This window comes from Mesorhizobium sp. M0862, from assembly GCF_040319795.1.
Taxonomy (GTDB): domain Bacteria; phylum Pseudomonadota; class Alphaproteobacteria; order Rhizobiales; family Rhizobiaceae; genus Mesorhizobium.
Map to the genome: position 1 here is coordinate 333,573 of NZ_JAMYOJ010000006.1, position 20,218 is coordinate 353,790.

Consider the following 20,218-nt stretch of genomic DNA (forward strand, 5'->3'; position numbering starts at 1 on the left):
ACCTGGAATCACTACAATCGACCATCCAAGAGACACGCCGCATCCTAGAGGCCTCACGGAAGCTCTTGGAAAAGATTGCCGAGCGAACACCCTACCCGGCCATAGGGAATGGCCGGTGCAGTTGGGCAGCTTGTGGGGGCTTAACCGCACCGGCCACTGCGGGAAGATATGAGGCCCCCCGCGCTGCTTAAGATATAGGCATATTAGCAACCGAGCAAATTATCTCGCATTGCCATCTTGAAGGCTCAACCGCGAACCCAACTTAGTTCGAGAGAATGGGCGGATTGGTGAACGCGATGTCGCACCCCGGTAGCAGTGAGCATCTTTGGGCTTTGGACCTTGCCGACCTGCGCAAGCAGTTTGGAAAGTTCGTTCAACAGCGCGGAACAGCGCCTCTTGAGTGCAACGAGCACACCAAGCTGTTCCTTGAAGAACGAAGAGAACGCTGCCAGGAACCGGACCCTACCGGGCAGTAGGGGAATCACTCAGATCGTCAACGACGAGATGGTAGCGACGAAGCCGCCGTCGTGCGCCCCGCCGAATAGCCATTTTGCCGTATGAATCAGTCCGGTCGTTTTTGATTGAAGGAAGGGTTTCGGCGGCCTATAAAGATTGCGTTTACCATTGCCTTGGGAGGATGCGATGGTTGCAACGCCCATAGATATCGCTCAAGCGGCCACTGCGAATACGGCCACCTTGCTGAAGTGGCAGAAGTCCATGGAGGAACGCGCCACATTTCGCCGGGACATGGATCAATCGCGCAGGGCGATCCAAGCCTCACGCGAACTGCTGAAGCGCCTTCGTCAACGTCATCGCGACGACAATAGCGTCGCGGATGCGCAAAAGGATTAGCCGCCAGGGCAGACGGTGAGACAGGTCCGGGAACCTTATTGCCGCAAACCGGTTCGGGATGCTCGCTACGCTCAGATCGAGGTCCCCGGCTAGAAGGCCTCTCGCTTCGTCGCCCAGCGCTTTGACCGCAAAAAGAGTGCTGGTGCTCGAGAGCATCAAGCGCGGCGCATAACCACTGACGTTGCCTGCTCCCCCTGAGGGGGTTAGTAGCCCGCAACCGGAACATCACATGTGCTGGTGCATTGCTAGTGAACGCCAATTCGACTGGGGCGCAAAATGCATCGCGCGATCACAAATGCATGGGCAATGGTGCGAGAAGCCGTCGTTGGGTTCGTCAACGACAATGCTCTCAGCCATGGCGCGGCAATCGCTTTTTATGCCACAACATCGTTGGCGCCAATTCTGCTCATCGTGGTTGCAATTGCGGGTCTCGCATTCGGTCACGAGGCAGCGCAAGCGGCATTGTCCGCCCAAATCACAGGGATGATGGGTACAGAAAGCGCAAATATCCTTCAAACCGCACTGAAGAGCGCATCCGAAAAGCCATCCGGCGGCACCTGGGCGGCGGTGATTGGCATCATCACCTTGCTTGTGAGCGCTTCCGGGGTCTTCGGCGAAATACAGCAGTCTTTGAACATGATATGGAAGGTCGAAGCGCAGGGCAGTTCGTTGTCGCGCCTGGTGCGCGCACGTGCGGTAAGTCTGGGACTGGTCACCGCACTTGGCTTCATGTTGCTCGTCTCTCTAGTCGCGAGCGCGGCGATTTCGGCCCTAGGCAACCTCATCAACGCACAGTTGCCGTTCGGGACACTTGTCCTGGGCGTTATCAACGCGGTCGTTTCTTTTGTCCTCCTTGCTGCCATTTTCGCCGCTATCTTCAAGGTCTTGCCTGATCGAACCCTGGAATGGCGGGATGTCTGGATTGGCGCTGTTGTGACCGCTGCCCTGTTCACCCTCGGGAAATCGCTTATCGGTTGGTATATAGGCTCCAGCGCGGTCGCGGCCTCATATGGGGCCGCCGGTGGGCTGCTCGTCATCCTGCTGTGGGCTTACTACTCGGCGGAAATTTTTCTTTTTGGTGCGGAAATCACTCGCGCCTATTCCATTCGACACGGCAGCAGGTCCGATCTGGACGCTGTGCTTCACAGTGCTTGACTTGCAACACACGCCACTAACGACGAAATCGACTAGGCGCGCGGCGCGCCGGCTGGCTGCCTTCGCGACGCCACCCGCATCATCACCCGTCGGCGCCGACCGCATCACCGAGCAGGGCACGCGAGCTGGATACGGTCGACGCCATATGATGAGTGCACGGGTCGCTGGTGGGTCAAACCTCGCGGTCACAGTTTGAGTTGGTTGGGAAGACGCGGTTCAGCGGCGACGCGGACGGCGCTTGCGTATCGGCTTTGATCTCGCGCGCCTGCCGTCCGGCGCCTTCTTGGCGGCAGCGGAGCGGTATAGGTTCATGAGGTCAATCAGGAGCCGAACAATGGCAATTGCAGTTGCAGCATCGAGCCAGCCCGCAATGCTGTTGAGCATCGGGATTGTTCTCCAAGCTTACGACGTGAAAGCGGTCGAAGGACCTTGGCGGCAGTGCAACTCTTCGCCTAGGCAAGGAGTGCCACCTAATCGTTGTGGCACTCAGTTGCCAGCCACCATGACATGAAAAAGGCCTCCGAAGGAGGCCTTTGGATGGTGTGAGCGAGAATCTCCACCAAACAAATTATCCCATATTTTGTGCATGCAGCGCAAGCCGTTCGGCTTGGCCACGGCGCGCTTGGCCCCTTGATGCTTGGCACCGTGACCGTCACCCCCGCTCTTCAGCCGCAGCCGATGGTCGCTGTCGGCACTTTCAGCTGCGGCAATGCGATGTCATTGTTGGCGCCATGAAACCAGCGCTTCACGTCGCTTCCGCGAAATGGGATCCTTGCAAGCACCAAGCGCAAGCTCATCAGCCAGAGGGTGTAATGGACTGAGCGGGCGTTCTCATATTGTGAAACGCCGAACGGATCCCGGGTCCCTGGAAGGGCGGCAGCAAACGTCAGAGAGCCGCACTTCCAGGGAGGCTGGATCAATAGTCGTTGTTGTAATAGCGATCATCGCAAGGCGCCGTGTAGATCCGGCCGCGGCGGTCCTGGTAACGGCAAAGCTGTTCGCCGCGGCGCTGCGGCGTGGTCGACTGGCCGATGACGGCGCCGAGCAAGGCGCCGCCGGCGGCACCCACGACCGTGCTTTCGGTGTTGCCGCCCAGTGCCTGGCCGGCGAGGGCGCCGACACCGCCGCCAATGAGTGCGCCTGTGGTTGCCCTCTGCTGCTGTTCGGTCTGGGTCGCGCAGCCTGCAAGTGCTGCAGTCATGAGCACGGCGGCAATGGTTTGTCTGATGATCATCTTGGAACTCCTTTGGAGCCCCAAACGCGGATCGGGGCGAATGGTTGCCAGTTGCTGGCGCATTGCGGCCAAACGGCGGCACGCCCGCTCACGAAATGAGACGTGGTTTCTCGGGCCTTGAAGACAATGGTTGCCAAAGCGGAAACGGCTTGCGCGAACAGGTCGGTAGCGCCTCGGCTTGAATCCGTTGAGGAGCAGCTAGGCTGGCTCGTCGCGCATCGCCTTTTTCGCGGCGGCGGTCAGGAATCCGGACCGGCTATAGCCATGGCGTTCCGCATATCGATCTATCTGGTCGAGGACATCTTCGGGAATGGTGACGTTGACGCGCACCACCTTTGTGGTCTCGGCTTTGAGCGCTACCAGGACGGCGACCCGGCTGAGATTGTCATTGTTCGACATGACATCTTCCAGGGATGATGGCTCGGGAATGGCTTCGCCATCCTCGACAAGGCCTTCGAGATGGAAGGCCAGGGCCTCTTCGGCCAGGGCGCGGGCGTCGTCCAGGCTGGTGCCGGCGGTGACCACGCCCGGAAAATCGGGAAAGGATACGCCGAAGTCGCTGTCCGCTTGTCCGATATAGTGGCGCACGGGTCGGTTCCCCCAAGGAGCGGCTTCGAGGCTCGATCAGACTATCGAGCCATTCGACACAAACTGTCGAGGTATTCCTAATGGGACCGTAGGAAGCTGCCTAGTAGGTTGGGCATGCCCCAGGCAGACATTGCCTGAGCAACGGTCGAGAGTGTGGGGAAAGTGCCAAAGTTAGATGGCGGGAACCAGACTGTGCCTAGAGTTCGCGCCGCGCAGTACGTGCGCATGTCGACGGAACACCAGACCTACTCGATCGACAACCAAGCGGATGCCATTCGCGACTATGCCGATATCATGGCTTACGACATTGTCGCCACTTACGAGGACCTCGGTCGCAGCGGTTTAAACCTTGGAGGGCGCCCCGGTCTTCAGAAGCTGTTGGCCGATGTCGAAAGTGGGCGAGCCGATTTTGAGACGGTTGTGGTCTATGATGTAAGCCGTTGGGGGCGTTTTCAGAACATTGATGAAAGCGCAGCCTACGAATACCGATGCCAGATGGCCGGCGTGCGTATCGAATTTTGCGCCGAGCAATTCGCAAATGACGGCAGCATCGGGTCAGACGTCCTCAAAGCAATCAAACGGAGCATGGCTGCCGAGCAGAGCAGAATGCTCTCGCAAAAAGTCTTCATCGGCCAGGCGAGATTGATCCGGCTGGGCTTCCGGCAGGGTGGGAAGGCCGGCTTTGGCCTGCGGCGTCTGCTTGTCGATCAACACGGCCGCTCAAAAGGCATCCTTTCATCCCGCGAATACAAGAGCCAACAGACGGATCGAATAGTTCTGGTGCTCGGCCCGCCTGACGAAATTGCAACAGTGAAGTGGATCTTCAGTCACTTTGTCAGAACACGCAAGACAGAGCTGGAGATGGCGAGACTGCTCAACAAGCGCGGCGAACTCAGCGATTTAGGGCGACCATGGACGCGGGAATCCGTGCACTCGGTGCTGACCAACGAAAATTACATTGGCAACAGCGTCTGGAACAAGCATTCGGCCCGGCTGAGAAGCCATCAAGTCCGAAATCCCCCGGAACAGTGGGTGCGGGTGGAAAATGTCCTGGAGCCGATCGTCGACCGCAAACTGTTCGACCGGGCGCAGCTCGTGCTCAAGACCATCTATCGCCACATGACCAACGACGAGATGCTGGCCGCTCTTAGGGCACTTCTGGCTCGCCGTGGCGCCTTGTCGTTGGCCATGATCGACGCGGATCCCGGGTGCCCGCCGGCCCAACGCTACCAGTGGCGTTTTGGAACCATTGTCAAAGCCTATGAACTGATCGGATACGAGCCATCCAAAAACTACCGCTTCATCGGCGTGAACCGGCACCTGGAATCAATGAGGCTGCAGATTATCCGGGATCTTGTGGGCGCGATTGATAGGCAGGGCGGGGTTGCTGCCCATGACATGGCGATGGACCTCCTGCGGATAAACGAGGAGATCACGGTGGCGATTACAATGGGCCGATGCAGGGTTTCCGGCTTCGGCTATCCACGCTGGTTTTCCAAGGCCGATAAACGGCTACTACCCGACATTTTCGTCCTGATCCGTATGAATCCCGGCGACCTGACCATCCGGGACTATTTGATTGCGCCTGCGCATGAGATCGCTGGCAAATCGGAACTGCATGCAATCAATGGGATACCGCTGGACAGCTATATTTTTCCCACGCTCAATCCCATTATCAGGCTGGCAGAGCGAGAGCCTGTGGGGGGCGTGGCTTGGTAGTCAAGCGCTTACCCAAGGACGCCGCCTACCGTGCTTTGGAAAAGGGTGGCGAGAGACATGCGAGCAATATTGTTGCTGGCGCATTAGGGTCCAAGAAGAGGCTTCGTTCACACGAATTTTTGGCGACATACGATACGGAATGCAAACGCATGCGCGATTTCGTCACGCAAGCGGCAAAGTCTGAACAGAGCCTAGACCGGATAGTAGCGGCGCTCCACCTGATGATGCGCGACAAGCAATTCTGCGCCACGCTGGTGTCCGAGGGCTTCAGGACAATGCCAAGCCTACTGGCACATAGGTTGCGTGGCGCGACCCGCGAGCCGCAAATGTTCTGCTCTCCCGGAAAACCCGCTTCCGAGACAGGCGAGAACCGGAAAGCCGTTAACGGAATTTGCCCTGAGGTCCTCGACCTGCTTCGGGACGCGCCGGTGAAAACAAAAATCTTTGGGTTGCTCCAGAAGGTGCTGCCAGCCAGGCAATTGGAGATTGCCCGGCTGATGGTGGCGATGGACCGGGTCAGGATCACCTACGCGAGACTACTCGTCGCTCTGACACCGCAAGCTCTGCTGGTCGAGGGTTTTAATCTCTCAACGATCACCACACAGGCGGAAGACCAGCGCGGCTCGATGGTGCTCGATGTCGGCGCGCTAAGCCTTGCGGTTCTCAGCGCCGCGGAAAGTCATGGCCAGGTGGGCCTGGAGCTTGTTGCAGCCAACCGCTTTTTCGACCGGTTGATGGATAATTCCAGAGTGGTGCGGTATCTCGCCCGGACCTTTCCGGGGCATTTTGAAGAGTTTCACAGCTTCTCGATGCCATGCCTCGAACAGGGGCGCTAGATGGTCGGACGTCAACTCCGATAGAAACCGATCGCCGTCGCCGGGATGCAAACAACAGAACCAATGTGACTTCTGTCTAGGCCTCTAAAAGCCAAAACCGCCGAGCTTGCCGCAGCCAGAATGCTCGCAAATGCGATTTTCGATCGGCTCTCGGCCGCGCGGAATCGCTGTCATCCTTTCGACAAGCCGGCTCGGTTCGTCGCTCATAACGGGTTGATCGGCCCGACCAAGCCGGGATGATCGTTGGGTAGCTTGTTGACGGCGCTCGTGTTTACCTCACGCCCAACGCGATTGAACTGCAACTGACCGTCGATGTCGTGGCTGAGAATGTCCTTGAGGCTGTCCTTGGGCGTCGCCGGGTCCAGCCAGGCGTTATAGTAGGCCGGGTCCAGGATGATCGGCTGTCGATCGTGCAACTGCTTCATCGGATCTCCAGCAGGCTCGGTGATAATGGTGCAACTGGTGATATCGAGATTGGAATTGTAAGCCCAAAGGCCGGCGAACGAGAAAGGCGCGTGGCCTGGCTGGTAGATATGCCAAGGGTCCTTCTTGCCGTCGGCTGGCGATATCGTCCACTCGTAGAAGCCATCGGCAGGGATCAGGCAGCGCTTGGACTTGAAGGCGTCGCGGAAGGCGGGCGCTGTATCGATGCCCTCTATTCTCGCATTGAACATGGCCGCCTTCGGCATCTCCTTCGCCCAGAAGGGCACCAGCCACCAACGCCCTTCGCGGAGCTTATGATTGCCATCTTCGCCAGCGGTGACGAATGGAACATCCTGCGTTGGCGCAATGTTGTAGCGCGGCTCGTCGTTGCGTCCGGTCTCGGCCGGCGCAGTCAGGCGGTAGAGCCGGTGGATTTCCGACCACGACAGATATTTGGTGTAGCGTCCGCACATGGCTCTGCCTCAGTTGCGCAGGAGTTCAGGCACGCTGAGCGGGCCAAGGTCGAGAATTCTCCTATACTCTTCGCTGCGGCGCCAGACGCCGCGTATCTTGGCGGCGGTGACCGATTGATTGCCTTCGCCAGTAGCCTTGCGGAAGGCTCTGGGCGACCGCAGAGTTCCCCTTAGTGTGCGCTGTGGAGGCAAAAAGGGCAAAGTCGACAACGATCATGCCATGTCCCCTCTCACTGCGGACTTAGCAAAGGCTCTCGCAAGGAATGCCGTCCTTGTCGCGGTCGAGCTTGCCGCCCCAAGAGCAGTTGGCCAAATACCAGTTCGCCTCGTTGCATGAGCTGATCTGGGGACAGGTTCGCCGTGGCTGACAAGAATAGCTCTGCGCCACCTGCCCATTACGCATGATGCCGAGTGGTTGTTTTGCTGACGGCCTGGTGGTGCCGTTCGCATGCTCTGCGCGCCAATCCCATGGCGCCTGAAACGCTCCAGCCCACAGACCGACCTTCGCCGCCTGGGCCTTCGCCTGCTGTCTTGCGTAGGCTCCGTGGCTGTAGCGCGGCCAATCTAGTGCCAAGCCCCGCTCGACAAGCCAGCTCTGGACGTTGCGGCCGTCGGCGCGATCGCAATCCCCAACAAGCCGGCCGTACCGGTCTCGGTTAACAAAGCTGCAATGCATCGGACGCGATGCAGCCAGGAACTCGTCCAAGGCTTGGGCAGCATGGCGCCCGCAGGCGTATTCGAAGCCCTTAGCGTCGTCGCAATATTGCTTACTCTCGGGCGCATCGATGCCGTTGAAGCGGATGCGCTGTCCGTGGATCTCGATCGTGTCGCCGTCGATCACAGACGCGACACCGGCGATCGGCGCCGGCTTCGAGCCGAACCAATTCGATGCATTGATCTCTGGCAAACTTTCGCTGTGCTGGATGGCGGTTTGCGCGACCAGAGCGCCAGCCGCTACCGCAGTCACCAAAATCAGGCGCCGCGGCACATTCGCCCATCGGTGCGCACGGCTATGCTTGGCACCGGTTCGCTTTCGCCAGCGATCAGATCGATCGTCGTATCGGTATTTGTCCACGCCCTCTTCCCCGCACAGAGGATGCGACTGTTTCAACGAAGAGTCCAGAAGACGAGACGCGCGGAATGCTAGCCCGAAAGCCGATGCGTGCCGACGCCCCCGACTTCGATCTCGGTTAAGGGGGTTCGATGGCCGGTAGGGGTGCATTCGGCTGTCGGGCCTGACCGGCGCGCTCCCGAAAGTGCGTTCACGCGGGAAAACCGGCCTTTCTGAAGCCTGACGTGAAAAGCTCGAGGTCGACTTGGTGGGCGAACGGGAGACGTGAAATCAGCCGGATAGTCAAGTCGTGTTTCCTCATCAGTGCTTCCTGAACTTCAGCACGCGCCTTCTGCGTCTCGCCCAAATGTGCGTACGCCGCTGCGAGAAAGGCATGAATGAAGAATTGGTCGCCGGCCTTCTGATACGAACCGACGGCCTCCGAGTACCTTCTTAGTAGGAAGAGGGAGCTGCCCTTCACCTCCCAGAACCAGATTGGAGGTAACGGGTCGCGCAGCAGCGCAGATTCGAGCACGTTCAGCGCGCTCTCGGCCCGGCCGCCGTAGTTGAGCCAGCTTGCGTAGTCACCCGCTATGTTCACGTCCAACGGGTTCAATGAGCGCGCTTGCTCGAAATGCACTCCCGCGTCGCTGTGCTGACGCATGTGCGTAAGCACCAGGCCCATGCTCTGGTGACAGACGCCATCGCTCCTGTCGAGAGCGAGCGCCGTTCGTGCCGAGTCCCAGGCGTTCTGTAGCGTCCGCGGATCGTTGTCGTACCAAAATCTGCCGACGAGCGCCTGCGCGAGGAAGGCGTGGCCTTGAGCGAACGTCGCATCGAGCTCGACACACCGGACGAATAGGGGCTCGGCCATGTCCAGTTCATACCGGTAGAACTGTGAGCGCCCCTGCAGGTAGCAGTCGTATGCATCCCAATCGGCCGGAGGCTTGCGTCTGGTCCTGCTCGTCGAATCGGCCTCCGCTTGGCCTTCGACCATCGAGGCGATGAGAGCCGCAACCTCGTCTTGCAATGCGAAGATGTCGTCGAGGGCCCTGTCGTACCGTTGGGCCCACAGGTGAGTACCGGTGGTAGCGTCAATCAACTGTGTGGTGATCCGAATGCGATCACCGAGCTTTCGTATGCTGCCTTCGACGAGGTAGCGAACTCCGAGTTTGCGATGGACTTCGGCAATGTCCAATGCCGGATAGCGAAACTGAAAAGATGAATTGCGCGCGATGACAAGGAGGGAGCGGAACCTGGCCAGCTCCGTAATTATGTCCTCGGTTATGCCATCGCTGAGATACTGCTGGTCCTGATCGCCGCTCAAATTGGCAAAAGGCAGGACCGCAATCGACGGCTTGCCGGACGCTGGTCTCGGTCTGCGGGATGCGCTCGCCACCGGCTCGACAGTCCCGGTGAAGCGGTAGCCGACGCGAGGCACCGTGGCGATCCACTCGCCGCCGTTGTCAGCCGGACCGAGTGCCTTTCTCAGTGTCGCTATTTGGACCGTAAGGTTGCCTTCCTCAACGGCGGTTCCCGGCCAGGCAGCGTCCATCAGTTCGGCCTTGGTCAGGATCTCGCCGGGCCGGGCCGTAAGCGCAGCAAGCAGCGTCAGCCCACGATGCCCAACAACGATCGGGATCTGCTCTTTCAGGAGCGTCCCGATGTCGGGATCGAGTACGAACGGACCAAAAGCGATGCGTGTCCCCTGCATCTGGGCATATTAGACGTTCCGGCGGTTTTCGGAACAGTATCGGCACCGCTTTAATCCCCGGGTCGCTTTCGAAGCCTATGCCCAGAACGCGGCCACCTGTCCATCGATCAGAAAGACAGCGATCGGGCGCTGGCCGCTGCGCAACAAGGCGGCATTGCTGCGCGGCCATTTCGGGCCATGGGTGGAGAAGCAAGGGGGCCTTTCCAGCAGCATGGCCGAGCAATGCATGCGGCTGGGTGCCAGGCGCCAGTACGCGTGAGGGCCAGGACAGCGGCCGGCAGAAGCGACTGGACGACGAATATCGCGGCCTGGTTCGGTCATGACTCCGTTCTCTACCCACTTTTCGGGCCGGTGCCATTCAACTGCGGGTCTCCTTAACGCCCGACGTCACGCCCCTGAAGGGAGACGATGAGGTCACGGTGTCGAGCATAGCGCACATCTTGTTCGGACCGTCAAAATTGAAGCCTAGACATCTCTGATCAGCGGCGCAGGCTAATACGCAGTCGGCATAGCCACTCCGGACATTCGCGTAAGCGCCCCCAACGACTACCGTGTCCTTCCCGAAAACGAGGCTGGAGTACTGGAGATTCGCCTTGATTGCTCCCTTCGCCGCCATCACTGCGTCGGGACTTCTAACCAAAATTGACCCGTTACTCTTCATGAAACAGGCGGCGTGTTTCTTGTCGTAGGTGAGTGCTAAGCAGCGGCGATCTGCTTCGCATTGGGTTTGGCACTGTTCAAGCGTGACATTCCAAGCAGGCATACCCGGCAGATCGTTTCCGATCGCGTCCCATCCGTCCTGCTGCACCGACAGTTGTTCGGCCGCGACAGCTGCTTCTTTTCGCTTATTGTCCATTTCGAAATCGCTTGGCGCGAAACTGACCTCGTCCAGCCAGGGGCAACGGCTGGCGAGTTCTCGAGCCGAATTGTCGTCAAGGCCTACTGATGAGAGTGTCTCAATCGATGATACCGGTGCCTGCGGCTTCGACGTAGGTGAGGGTCTGTTGGCAAGACTTACCTGAACATCGACTCCGGTGTTTGCCTGCCTCCGCGTGTAGCACCAAGCGGTGTTCCAAGTTGGATCTTTCTCACTGTCAAAATGATGGCCGGACTCGAGTTGCCAAGTGCTGCCAGCGTAGGTCACTTGACGATAGGCGAACTTTACGAAATCGAACGTATCTGGATTGGCTGGATCCGCCGGCGGTAACGTCGGCTGCTCGATTGGCGGCGACTTCGGCTTGTCTGTCTTTCCTTCCTGCGCGATTGTCTCGCCACCCGGAATTCTGTCTTCTGATTTCTTCGTCTCCGTTGGCTCGTTCTCGTTTGTCGTTGACGGTTGGTTTTGAGCCACCGGCGGCTCCTGTTGGGTCACCGTTGGGTCGCGATCAAAGACCAGCCACACGCCCACGCCGATCCCAATCGCGGCCATCGCGATGGCAGCGCCGCCAGCCATTCGCCGAAATCCATTGGCGCGAGCGATCTTGTCGTGCGCAGCTGCTTCTGCTTGCAAGGTTGGAATGGCCGACCGTTTGATCTGTAGATCGATCGCCTGTTCGAGAAGCTTAGTGTTATGTCGTACGAGCACCTCTACCACCGCGTTTCGCCCTCGTTGCTGGCTGGTCAAAGTCTAATTTCAGTTCACCTTCCAAGTCTTTCTCTAGTTGGTTGTTCTGCCCTTTTGCAGAAACCTTCACTAGATCGATTACTTCCGGAGGCAGTTCCCGATCCAATGCCCGGCGCAACGCCTCAGGGTCGTCAGTAAGGATAGGCACATAGAGGATCTCTTTGACGACCTTCTCGACTTCGACAGGAACCTCGACGCGCTTTTCTACTTCTCTGTCGAAAGGCACCTGCACGAGTACCTTCCGGACACGGCGCCACCGCCAGCGCAACAGCATTCGGCGCAACAATCGCGAGAGTTTGCTGTCACGCTGAACTTCAGACTGTGCGCCGATGCGTTGCAGGGCCAGCGCGACCATCGCCGTTATCGGCCCCGCTAATGCGGCGATGAATGCAAGCGAGGCGAACCAGATCGTCGATACCCTGCCGGCCTGAGCGTCCGTAACGTCTTCTGGCTTCAGCCCGTACCAGCGAGCTGCCAGCCTACGGATCTGATCGTTGCGAGCAACCGGGAGGCGCTCTGTTTCCAAGCGGCTGAGTTCCGTCGCAATGGCCTCTTGCCGCTGCTGGTTCTTGGCCAGCGTCTCAGACTTGCGAGTAGCGGCTTCCTGGGCGGCTGCTAGCGCAGCACGTGCCTCGTCAAGCTTACGGTCCCAATCGGCAGCGGTGCCATCATAGAGCTTCTCCAGATCGTTTCGCCTGCCCTCAAGGCGTTGTTTGTCTTGGAGGGTCATTGGAGGACTATCTTGTCGCAGCCTCTCATATTCAGCGCGGGCTGCGGCGACTGGGGGCTCCAATTCGGCCAATTTCGGCGCGAATTCGGCCTCTTTTTTGAGCCGCGGGTTAGTTAACTTGTTCAGCCCTTCTTCGTTGCGCTGCACTGATGCAAGGTCGCCCGTTTCGCGCGCGCTCTTTATGCGATCAACGTAGCTATCACGCTGTCGCTCGAACTGCTCCACGGCGTCCTTGATCTCTCGATCGCGCCGTTCCACCAGCGCGCTCAGCGCTGCTTGTTTCTCCTCGAGAAGTTCTTTGGCTCTCGCTGCCGCAGGTGAAAGGGTGGTTGCGGCCTGCAGCTGTTCGTCAACCTCAGTTATCCGTGCACGCAATTTATCGCGCTCGGTGTCAGCCAATCCACTGAGCTGCTCCAGATCGCTCCGGGCCTTTGCCTCGTCGTCACTGTTTCGCAAACTTTCGGCTGCCACCTTCAGATTGTCGAGCTCTTGCTGGAGTGCTTTAGTCTGGTTGGCGAAGTTGGCATACTGCACCTCGCGCATTGTGCTGGCACGCTCCAATCCCAGAAGGACTGTCTCAAAAGTGATGCCGGCCAAAACGAGCAGAAAAGCCAAGATAACGGGCTTCCAAATCCACGAGGCGCCGAACAGAAGAGTGGCGATTGGGATCTTCGTCAGCTCGGCAATCGCGATCATAAAGAACGGGGCACTTGCAAGCACAAGATCCATCGAGTTCGCCGCCTCATTGGCAACGAAGCCGCGGTAACTCAGAGCGACGCCGGTTGTTAGGCCGATGATCGCCGCAACGATTTCAAGTGCCCACGCACCGCGATACGTCCACTGGCCATAGCTCGCCAGTTTCTGGCTCATTGCCGTGTGCATGTGTAATCCCCGCCCTTTTCCCAGCCCATCTTGACATGCAACGCTGGCCATTGCAGCAAAATTTGCCGCTAGATACAGCGTAACTTGCAACAAGGTGAATAGCCCGCGGGCCGTGACAAAGACTTTGTTGTGTCTGCAAGACCGATCTATTTGGGATGGCGCCTTATCCCGGCAAGCGCTTCGTCACTCCATCCAGCGGCTCAGCCGAACGCGCCTTGTCCTCAGCCTTGTCTGCCGGCTTTGGGGGCGCGTCTTTAGAATGTTCGAAGCTGAGGTCAACGGTGGCGCCGTGGCTGCGGCAGTCGTCGCCAACTCCAGGGCGACGACATTCTTGCCGAACTGCGCCTCGAGGTCTCGCCATGTCGCTTCCGGCCAGCGGTCGGCTCCGATGATCCAGGCGGCGGCGCGGGCATACACGCGGCAGTCAAGGGCTTCATTGCGTTCGCGAAGCTTCTGCCATTCCAGGCGAGAGAAGCCCCGCCTGGTGCGCACCGTGACCAGCTGCTCACCGACGAACTGCTTGCACCACTCGCTATCCACCCAGGAGGGGAGATGGACCGTTCCAGCCGCATGTCTGGCACCGGCCTCCAGCTCCTCGTCCGTTGGCCGGGGCAGACGAAGAAAGCGATAGGTTTCAGCCTTGAAGGTGGAGCCGGCGACGGTCCACAGCTTGGCACCGCGCCGCAGGCGTTTTCCGTGCGAGGTCGCATCGACAAAGGTCGGCCCGGTGACCGGGCTTGCCCGATTGAAGTTTTCGACACCTTTCACCGGAGCGACATGGGCTGATCCCGCTCTGCGCGCCCAGGCATAGACGGCCGGCGCCTCGTAGCCGGTGTCGATCGCCAGCCGCAAAATCCGCATCGCCTTGCCGCACGCACTCGACCAGCTGCGGCCAAGCACCTCGTCGAGCGCCTTCCAGCAGGCTTCGTCACCCGGTCCGCCATCCAGCACGAGGTGCTCGACCAGCCAGCTTTCCAGACCGCGGCCCCATGCCCAGACGTCAACCTCAATGCGGTCCTTCTGGATGTCGGCGCCGGCGGTGAGGAACAGGCCACCGGCAGGAACGCTGCCCGCTTGCCATTGCTCGCGCCGGTCATGGAGGCGCTGCCAGTCCGGTGCCTCGCCGGTCTCGACCCAGGTCTCCCCGAGAACGGTGTTGCGAAAGGCTTTGAGCGACTCGTCCGACCCCTGAGCCGCCGCGAAGGCGCGGGCGATTGCCTGCCATGAGAGCCAGCCAGCGGGCGAGTAGAGAGCGGACAGGTGGAAGCCTGCCGTGCCAGGATCTGTAGCGATAGCGCTCGCCCGCCATTCTCCCTCCTGCAGCATGGCAGTCTTGCTGTGCTCGCCGATTGGGGACTCACAGGCCTCGCAGTGATAACAGGCCGTTTCGGGCCTGCCCTTCTCCCAGCGTAGCCGCTCGAACTTCAGCCACTGCATGACGCCGCATTCGGGGCAGGGAACATGGTAGCGGCGCTGGTCGGACGCCTCATACTCCCGCTCTATGCGCGACAGGCCCCGAATGGTCGGCGTCGAGGCAATGAACACCTTCCTGCGATGCGAGAAGGTGAGCGAGCGTGCCTCTGCAAGGGTGACGGGATCGCCCTCGTCGTCGGCGGAGGCGGGATAGGCGTCGACCTCGTCGAGGAAGATATAGCGCGCCGGCGTCGAGCGCAGGCCGACAGCCGAGTTCGCGCCGGTCATGATCAGGATGCCACCGTCGAACTCCTTCGACAGCATCGTGTTGCCGGCATCGCGCGAGCGGGCCGGCTTCACCCGGTCGCGCAGGGCAGGGCTCTCCTCGATCAGCGGATCGATGCGATGACGCGAGTTGCGCTTGGCAAGCTCGACTGTCGGCTGCACGGCCAGCATCGGTCCCGGCGCCTGGTGGATGATGAAGCCGATCCAGTTGTTGCCGGCTTCCGTTGCGCCGACCTGTGCGGCCTTCATGAACACGACCCGCTGCACAGGAGAGCCAGGTGACAAGGCATCCATGATCTCGCGCATGTAGGGAGTGCGGCTGGTTCGGTAGCGGCCGGGCTCGGCGGATGCTCTTGCCGCCAGCATGCGGTGCCGGTCGGCCCATCCCGATACCGTCATGAACGGGTCGGGGCGCAGGCCCTCGCGCCAGGACGACTTCAGTTCATCGACGCCTTCGAAATAGAACAGGCCTTCTTCCAGAACCTCATCGGAAGTCGGTGCGGACATCGGCCAACTCCCCCAGATGAGCTCTCACCTGGCTTTCCAGAAGCTGGTGCATGGTAGCGGTATCGACGCCCAGTTCGGCCGACAGGATCGCCGCGACGCGGCCGGGCCAATTTACCCAGGCGTCACGTTCTTCCCGCGCCAGCCGGAACAGCAAGGTCTTGGCGCGATCGAGCGACACAAGCTCGCCCTTCAGCTTCTGAAGCTTCAGCCGGCGCTCCTGCGCCTTCAGCACCTCGTTTGCGGTCTTGGCCTGCAGGAAGGTGGTGGAACCGCCCATGATTGGCGCTGCAAGCCCCTGTTCGCGCAACGTCTCGCCAACGGCGGATAGCGCCTCCTCAGGTACGGCTTTTAGTTTGGGCTGGGGCAGGGATCGCCGCTGCTTTGAAGGATCGGTCAGAGATGCCCGGCGTGCATCGGAGCCTGCTCCATCAATTGAGCAATCTTCAAACAGCACCAGCCGTCCGGCAATCCTGGCTTTCTGGATAGCGCCGCGGGAGACCCCGGCATGGGCCGCGTATTGGCGCTCGCTCATCCCCTGCATGGTGGCCCCTCTTGCTTATGCCCAGCCAAGCGAAAGTCAGGCTGCGGATCGGCCGGAATGAACATCGGCGACCTCGAGGTCACTGGCCTCCAGAACTGCTTTGCGCCCTGTGAAATTCTGCCATCTCTCTACCGCAACATCGCAGTAGCGGGGATCAAGCTCCATGGCGAAGCAGGAGCGACCGGTGGTCTCGGCGGCAATGATGCTGGTGCCGCTGCCGGAGAAGGGCTCATAGACGGACGAGCCAGTGGCGCTGTTGTTCAGCATCGGCCGCCGCATACACTCGACCGGCTTTTGAGTGCCGTGGACCGTGGCGCTGTCTTCACCCTGGTCGCCGTTGCCGATCATCCAGACGGTGGTCTGGTCGCGCGCTCCCTGCCAGTGCCCCGTCGCGCCCTTCCTGACGGCATACCAGCAGGGTTCATGCTGCCAATGATAGTGGCCACGGCTCAGCACCAGGCGGGGCTTGGCCCAAATGATATTGGACCGAAGATCGAACCCGACAGACAGAAGGCTTTCCGCTACCTCATGAACGTGCAGACTGGCGCACCACACGTAGGCCACGTCGCCGGGGAACAAAACCCACGCCTCGCGCCAGTCCGCACGATCGTCATTGGCCACCTTGCCAGTGCGGCTGCTGCTCGATAGGCCAGCCACCTTCCTCCACGAAGGATCGTAGTTCACCCCAAATGGGGGATCGGTCACCATGAGATGCGGCACAGCACCGGAGAGCAGACGTTCGACATCCGCAGCGACCGTCGCATCGCCGCACAGCAGCCTGTGCCTTCCAAGCACCCACAGGTCGCCAGCGCGGGTGACCGGATCGACCCGCGGCTCTGGAACCTCATCCTCGCCGGCAGCTCCTTCCGCCTCGTCGCGAAGCTCGGCCATCAGCCGGCCGAGCTCAACTTGGTCGAGTCCGGTGAGGCTCAAGTCGAAGCCGTCGCCATTCAGGGCATGAAGCTCCTGTGCGAGCAGGGCGTCATCCCACCCGCCCAGCTCCGTCAGCTTGTTGTCGGCAATGCGGTAGGCACGCCGCTGCGCTTCGCTGAGATGATCGAGAATGATCACCGGCACCTGTGCCAGGCCCAGTTCGCCGGCAGCCAAAATACGGCCATGCCCGGCGATCACCTCGCCTTCGGCAGACACCAGCACCGGCACTGTCCAGCCGAACTCCGCCATGCTGGCCGCGATCTTCGCGACCTGATCCGGCGCATGCGTCTTGGCGTTCTGGGCATACGGCCTCAGCCGCTCGATCGGCCAGTGCTCGATCGCTTCCGGTGCGAACTGGATTGACATGCATTCTCCTCGAAGTGGAGGTGGCTTCCGAGTTCTGCTGGACTCAGCGATGGATCCGTCGGTGGACCCCATCTGGATCCGAACTGGACACTTGGGTCCAACAGGGGGCCAGCGGCACTTTCAACTCTGTACGCTTGATCAAAGGCTTACGCGGGCTTGGCTCTGGATTTGGACACTAGGTGGCTTCCCAAAAAAATATGCCTGACGATGGCGAACTCCGGCGCTGCGCCCTCCGGCATAGCTTCACCGCCCCGAAAGGACCCGTTGCGTGTCCTTAGGTGTACCCACGGTCTAGTTATTGATGAGAGTCTATCAGCGCCGACAACCCATTGGAATCATGACATTGTTGCGCGCCGCTACCTTTGTTTGCGCAGGTCTTCGCTCGCAATTCCAGGAAGGCGAGAAACAGCGCTAATCGCGCCGTCCGATCCGTCCTGTGATTCGGCGATTCCGGGCGCGGTCATTCGGTAACGATCCCTTTCGCAAGAGACCCGGCCGCTTGGAGCCCGCCATCCTCACTACTGAAGGACGCGTCTTCCCTGAAGTGCTGCGCGCGGCGCCGTTCGAATGGCAGTGCTTTGCTAAATGCGGTAGCAACTGCCTCGGCTGGCAGTTTCGATTTCAACTTACGAACAGTCGTACCAATCGCTTGATCTCCACGAACACAAACAGTTCGTCCTCTTGGATCAGAGGATGAGCATGCATAGTGGCCACCCTCGACGGATACAGTCTTTGAAGGGATTCCCTGACAAGCTCCGGACGCCTGAAACGAGGTGCAAAAACAGTTCTCCAGTTATCTTGTTTGCAAATGATGCGTTCATAGTCCGTGAAATCGGCATAGGAGATGAGCGGCCGGGAAAGCCCCGACGAATCCTTGGTTTTTTTTGTCAGCCACTCTTCATAGAGACCGTTCGGCATTCGGTGACGAGGCCAGTCAACTCCAAAAGCTGCTGTCATCGCCATATCTATGAACTGGCGGATTTGTGTCTCAAATCGCTGAAGCCAATCGTGCACCAAATTGTTTCGGGCGAACGAGGTTTCCTCTTCTAGGTCACCCGAACGCGGCACCGGGTCACCGTAAGTGGCCACGAGAACCGGCGTGTCCTCTTGTAGCCCTGACGATTCCAGCCCTTCCTCAAAGGTAACTATCGGGTATTTCGTCAGTCGCTGATTGAAGCCGCGCTCGACGTAAAGATCGGCCCTTACACCTAAATCGCTGGCAAGATTGCGTGGCCAAGTGATCGGATCACGCCAATCGCCAAAGTCCGTCCGCAACACTTTCGCTACGTTGGCTGCGAACGGAGGTTCGCTTGCAACGAGATGTCCAATCCCATGCAATTTGGCGATGCCGGTGGCGGATGCTAAGGTGTCGTGGACATCCAACCAAGGTTGATGCATCGCGGCAAGCGACCGCTCTAGGACCGCGCTAGCCAACCCGTATTGCCGCTCAATCGGATTAGCAATGCTTCGCAAAAGACGCGACACCTCATTGATTTCAGGGATACGAAATCGGTCCATAGAGCCCAGGGCAGATCGTGCAGCCAGCCCGTAGATATCCCCACTCGGCAGTCCCGCAGTGGCCACGCTCAACGCTTTAGTGACGGCAACTTGATCGAGAATGGACCGGTATGGGGAGCCGTTGCCCAGCAGATCGGCAGCACGACTGTGTGCAGTGCCAATGCTGGAGGCGAGTTCAGCAAGCCGTCGCGACTCTCCGTCTATGGTGGGGATGCGATTTCTGTTTAGGTCGAGTTGCAACGCATCCACATTCAGGTTCAGAGCGCCTGTCGTCGAACTGAGAGGGAATTCAAGAATGCGCAGAGCTTTTCTCATCTCGTCCTCATGAGAGAAAAGCAGCTTGTTCAATGCGCTCTGCCCGAAATCATCCGTTGGCATGGAATTCCTACCGCAAAACGTGACTCAGCTTAGTATAGCGACATATCGGGTAAGTGGTAGCGTGCGCCGCATGCATCCCGACGTTTTCCAGTTAGACAAGTGCCCTCAATCCGGATTCGCGGCTGGCCAAATTTGGTACTCGATCCAGCTCTCGCGCATCGACGATGGCGCAGCATCGAGGCGCGGCTGTCCCACTGTCCCACTGTCTAGGGAGTGGGACAGCTTGTCGTCGTATGGAGCAGCTCCTTCGGGTGTGTTCTTAAGCCGGGGAGCGAGCGCGATACAACTCGCCCCCGCAAAGATCGCAAACGTTCCGATCAGCCACACCACCGGCCGCAAGCGTTCCGTAGCGCGTCGCAGCGGCCTTAGCGATGGGACCCCACAGAATGATCCAAACGTCTGATTGGCCGGCCTTCAGCGTGACTGGAACACATGCCCGTTGGAACCGCGGATCTGCTGGGTTGAAACCCGTTGGAACCTTGGAGCACACCCGTTGGAGGGTTCGTCGAAGTAGGTGAGACGTCCCACCACAAGTGGTCCGGCCACCTCCAGGCCCTTTGCATGGCCGCACAAAGGTCGCGGAACGACCGAAAGCGTCTAAAGACAGGTGGTCAGGAAAGTATCAGCAGTAGCTGTTCGGACGTGCATTTCTGAACGACCGGGAGGGGGCCGGGACCAGTAAGTCCGCTTGTGGCCAGTTAAGAACGACAGAGGCCGATCTCGACCCACATCAGCCATGCGGCAACATCCGGTTTCGCACAAGGCTAAGCCATGAGGGCAATGTCTTCAAAACGACGTGGTTGCATTATCGCTGTCCAGTAGGCCAAGCATGCTCGCATTCGAAAGGCCAGTCGAATACGCTCAGCGAAGCTTTGAGCTAGGGAGGCAGGACAAACCGCACATGGAGCGAAGGCTTACCGCGATCCTTGCTGCCGACGTGGTCGGCTACAGCACGCTCATGGGCGAGGATGAGGTCGGCACGCTCGAACGACTGAA

Annotated in this window: 15 protein-coding genes; 4 read left to right on the plus strand and 11 right to left on the minus strand. The window is 59.6% G+C overall.

The genetic code is table 11. The features are described from left to right. The first annotated feature begins 642 nt into the window (after positions 1 to 642). Both NKI15_RS12405 and NKI15_RS12410 read left to right on the plus strand, forming a co-directional pair. On the plus strand, positions 643 to 852 hold the full coding sequence (locus NKI15_RS12405; RefSeq protein ID WP_352886147.1) for a hypothetical protein: 210 nt from the start codon (positions 643 to 645) through the stop codon (positions 850 to 852). Between the two features lie 276 nt (positions 853 to 1,128). Next, on the plus strand, positions 1,129 to 2,007 hold the full coding sequence (locus NKI15_RS12410; RefSeq protein WP_352886149.1) for a YihY/virulence factor BrkB family protein: 879 nt from the start codon (positions 1,129 to 1,131) through the stop codon (positions 2,005 to 2,007). 916 nt (positions 2,008 to 2,923) lie between these two features. On the opposite strand, the gene NKI15_RS12415 is transcribed toward NKI15_RS12410, so the two are convergent. Beyond that, positions 2,924 to 3,241, minus strand: coding sequence for a YMGG-like glycine zipper-containing protein (locus tag NKI15_RS12415; protein WP_023690487.1), 318 nt, complete (start codon positions 3,239 to 3,241; stop codon positions 2,924 to 2,926). A 198-nt stretch (positions 3,242 to 3,439) separates the two neighbouring features. Continuing rightward, a complete protein-coding gene (locus NKI15_RS12420) occupies positions 3,440 to 3,829 on the minus strand; it encodes a type II toxin-antitoxin system HicB family antitoxin (RefSeq protein WP_352886150.1) in 390 nt (129 codons plus the stop codon). 192 nt (positions 3,830 to 4,021) lie between these two features. On the opposite strand from NKI15_RS12420, the gene NKI15_RS12425 reads away from it, so the two are divergent. Both NKI15_RS12425 and NKI15_RS12430 read left to right on the plus strand, forming a co-directional pair. After that, positions 4,022 to 5,548, plus strand: coding sequence for a recombinase family protein (locus NKI15_RS12425; RefSeq protein WP_352886152.1), 1,527 nt, complete (start codon positions 4,022 to 4,024; stop codon positions 5,546 to 5,548). After that, positions 5,542 to 6,384 carry a plasmid partitioning protein RepB C-terminal domain-containing protein gene (locus NKI15_RS12430; protein ID WP_352544975.1) on the plus strand — a complete coding sequence of 281 codons (843 nt, stop codon included), beginning with the start codon at positions 5,542 to 5,544 and terminating at the stop codon, positions 6,382 to 6,384. The genes NKI15_RS12425 and NKI15_RS12430 overlap by 7 nt, the downstream gene beginning before the upstream one ends. 203 nt (positions 6,385 to 6,587) lie before the next feature. Here NKI15_RS12430 and NKI15_RS12435 read toward each other — a convergent pair whose 3' ends face one another. From NKI15_RS12435 to NKI15_RS12475, 9 genes are all read right to left on the minus strand, one after another. Next, entirely contained in the window at positions 6,588 to 7,280 is a 693-nt protein-coding gene (locus NKI15_RS12435; protein ID WP_352886153.1) for an SOS response-associated peptidase, read from the minus strand. Positions 7,281 to 7,521: 241 nt separating this feature from the next. After that, complete coding sequence (locus NKI15_RS12440) at positions 7,522 to 8,355, minus strand: thermonuclease family protein (protein ID WP_352886155.1); 834 nt, start codon at positions 8,353 to 8,355, stop codon at positions 7,522 to 7,524. Between the two features lie 187 nt (positions 8,356 to 8,542). After that, the gene (locus NKI15_RS12445) at positions 8,543 to 10,045 is read right to left on the minus strand and encodes a winged helix-turn-helix domain-containing tetratricopeptide repeat protein (RefSeq protein ID WP_352886156.1); all 1,503 of its coding nucleotides are present in this window, start codon (positions 10,043 to 10,045) and stop codon (positions 8,543 to 8,545) included. A 358-nt stretch (positions 10,046 to 10,403) separates the two neighbouring features. Continuing rightward, positions 10,404 to 11,639: a PAN domain-containing protein gene (locus tag NKI15_RS12450; RefSeq protein WP_352886157.1), complete on the minus strand. Its 1,236-nt coding sequence runs from the start codon at positions 11,637 to 11,639 to the stop codon at positions 10,404 to 10,406. Beyond that, positions 11,614 to 13,269: a hypothetical protein gene (locus NKI15_RS12455; RefSeq protein ID WP_352886159.1), complete on the minus strand. Its 1,656-nt coding sequence runs from the start codon at positions 13,267 to 13,269 to the stop codon at positions 11,614 to 11,616. Before NKI15_RS12455 ends, NKI15_RS12450 begins: the two co-directional genes overlap by 26 nt. Before the next feature lie 195 nt (positions 13,270 to 13,464). After that, on the minus strand, positions 13,465 to 15,378 hold the full coding sequence (locus tag NKI15_RS12460) for a phage terminase large subunit family protein (RefSeq protein ID WP_502898687.1): 1,914 nt from the start codon (positions 15,376 to 15,378) through the stop codon (positions 13,465 to 13,467). Positions 15,379 to 15,463: 85 nt separating this feature from the next. Next, positions 15,464 to 15,763, minus strand: a complete 300-nt coding sequence (locus NKI15_RS12465) for a hypothetical protein (protein WP_352886162.1) — start codon at positions 15,761 to 15,763, stop codon at positions 15,464 to 15,466. A gap of 300 nt (positions 15,764 to 16,063) precedes the next feature. Next, positions 16,064 to 17,326 carry a site-specific DNA-methyltransferase gene (locus NKI15_RS12470; protein ID WP_352886164.1) on the minus strand — a complete coding sequence of 421 codons (1,263 nt, stop codon included), beginning with the start codon at positions 17,324 to 17,326 and terminating at the stop codon, positions 16,064 to 16,066. 621 nt (positions 17,327 to 17,947) lie between these two features. Beyond that, complete coding sequence (locus NKI15_RS12475) at positions 17,948 to 19,192, minus strand: hypothetical protein (protein WP_352886166.1); 1,245 nt, start codon at positions 19,190 to 19,192, stop codon at positions 17,948 to 17,950. Between the last annotated feature and the right edge of the window lie 1,026 nt (positions 19,193 to 20,218).

Bases quoted from the DNA above. Each gene is read 5' to 3' on its own strand.
- NKI15_RS12405 (WP_352886147.1), top strand. From the start codon at position 643: ATGGTTGCAACGCCCATAGATATCGCTCAAGCGGCCACTGCGAATACG.
- NKI15_RS12410 (WP_352886149.1), top strand. From the start codon at position 1,129: ATGCATCGCGCGATCACAAATGCATGGGCAATGGTGCGAGAAGCCGTC.
- NKI15_RS12415 (WP_023690487.1), bottom strand. From the start codon at position 3,241: ATGATCATCAGACAAACCATTGCCGCCGTGCTCATGACTGCAGCACTT.
- NKI15_RS12435 (WP_352886153.1), bottom strand. From the start codon at position 7,280: ATGTGCGGACGCTACACCAAATATCTGTCGTGGTCGGAAATCCACCGG.
- NKI15_RS12445 (WP_352886156.1), bottom strand. From the start codon at position 10,045: ATGCAGGGGACACGCATCGCTTTTGGTCCGTTCGTACTCGATCCCGAC.
- NKI15_RS12455 (WP_352886159.1), bottom strand. From the start codon at position 13,269: ATGAGCCAGAAACTGGCGAGCTATGGCCAGTGGACGTATCGCGGTGCG.
- NKI15_RS12460 (WP_502898687.1), bottom strand. From the start codon at position 15,378: ATGACGGTATCGGGATGGGCCGACCGGCACCGCATGCTGGCGGCAAGA.
- NKI15_RS12465 (WP_352886162.1), bottom strand. From the start codon at position 15,763: ATGGGCGGTTCCACCACCTTCCTGCAGGCCAAGACCGCAAACGAGGTG.
- NKI15_RS12470 (WP_352886164.1), bottom strand. From the start codon at position 17,326: ATGTCAATCCAGTTCGCACCGGAAGCGATCGAGCACTGGCCGATCGAG.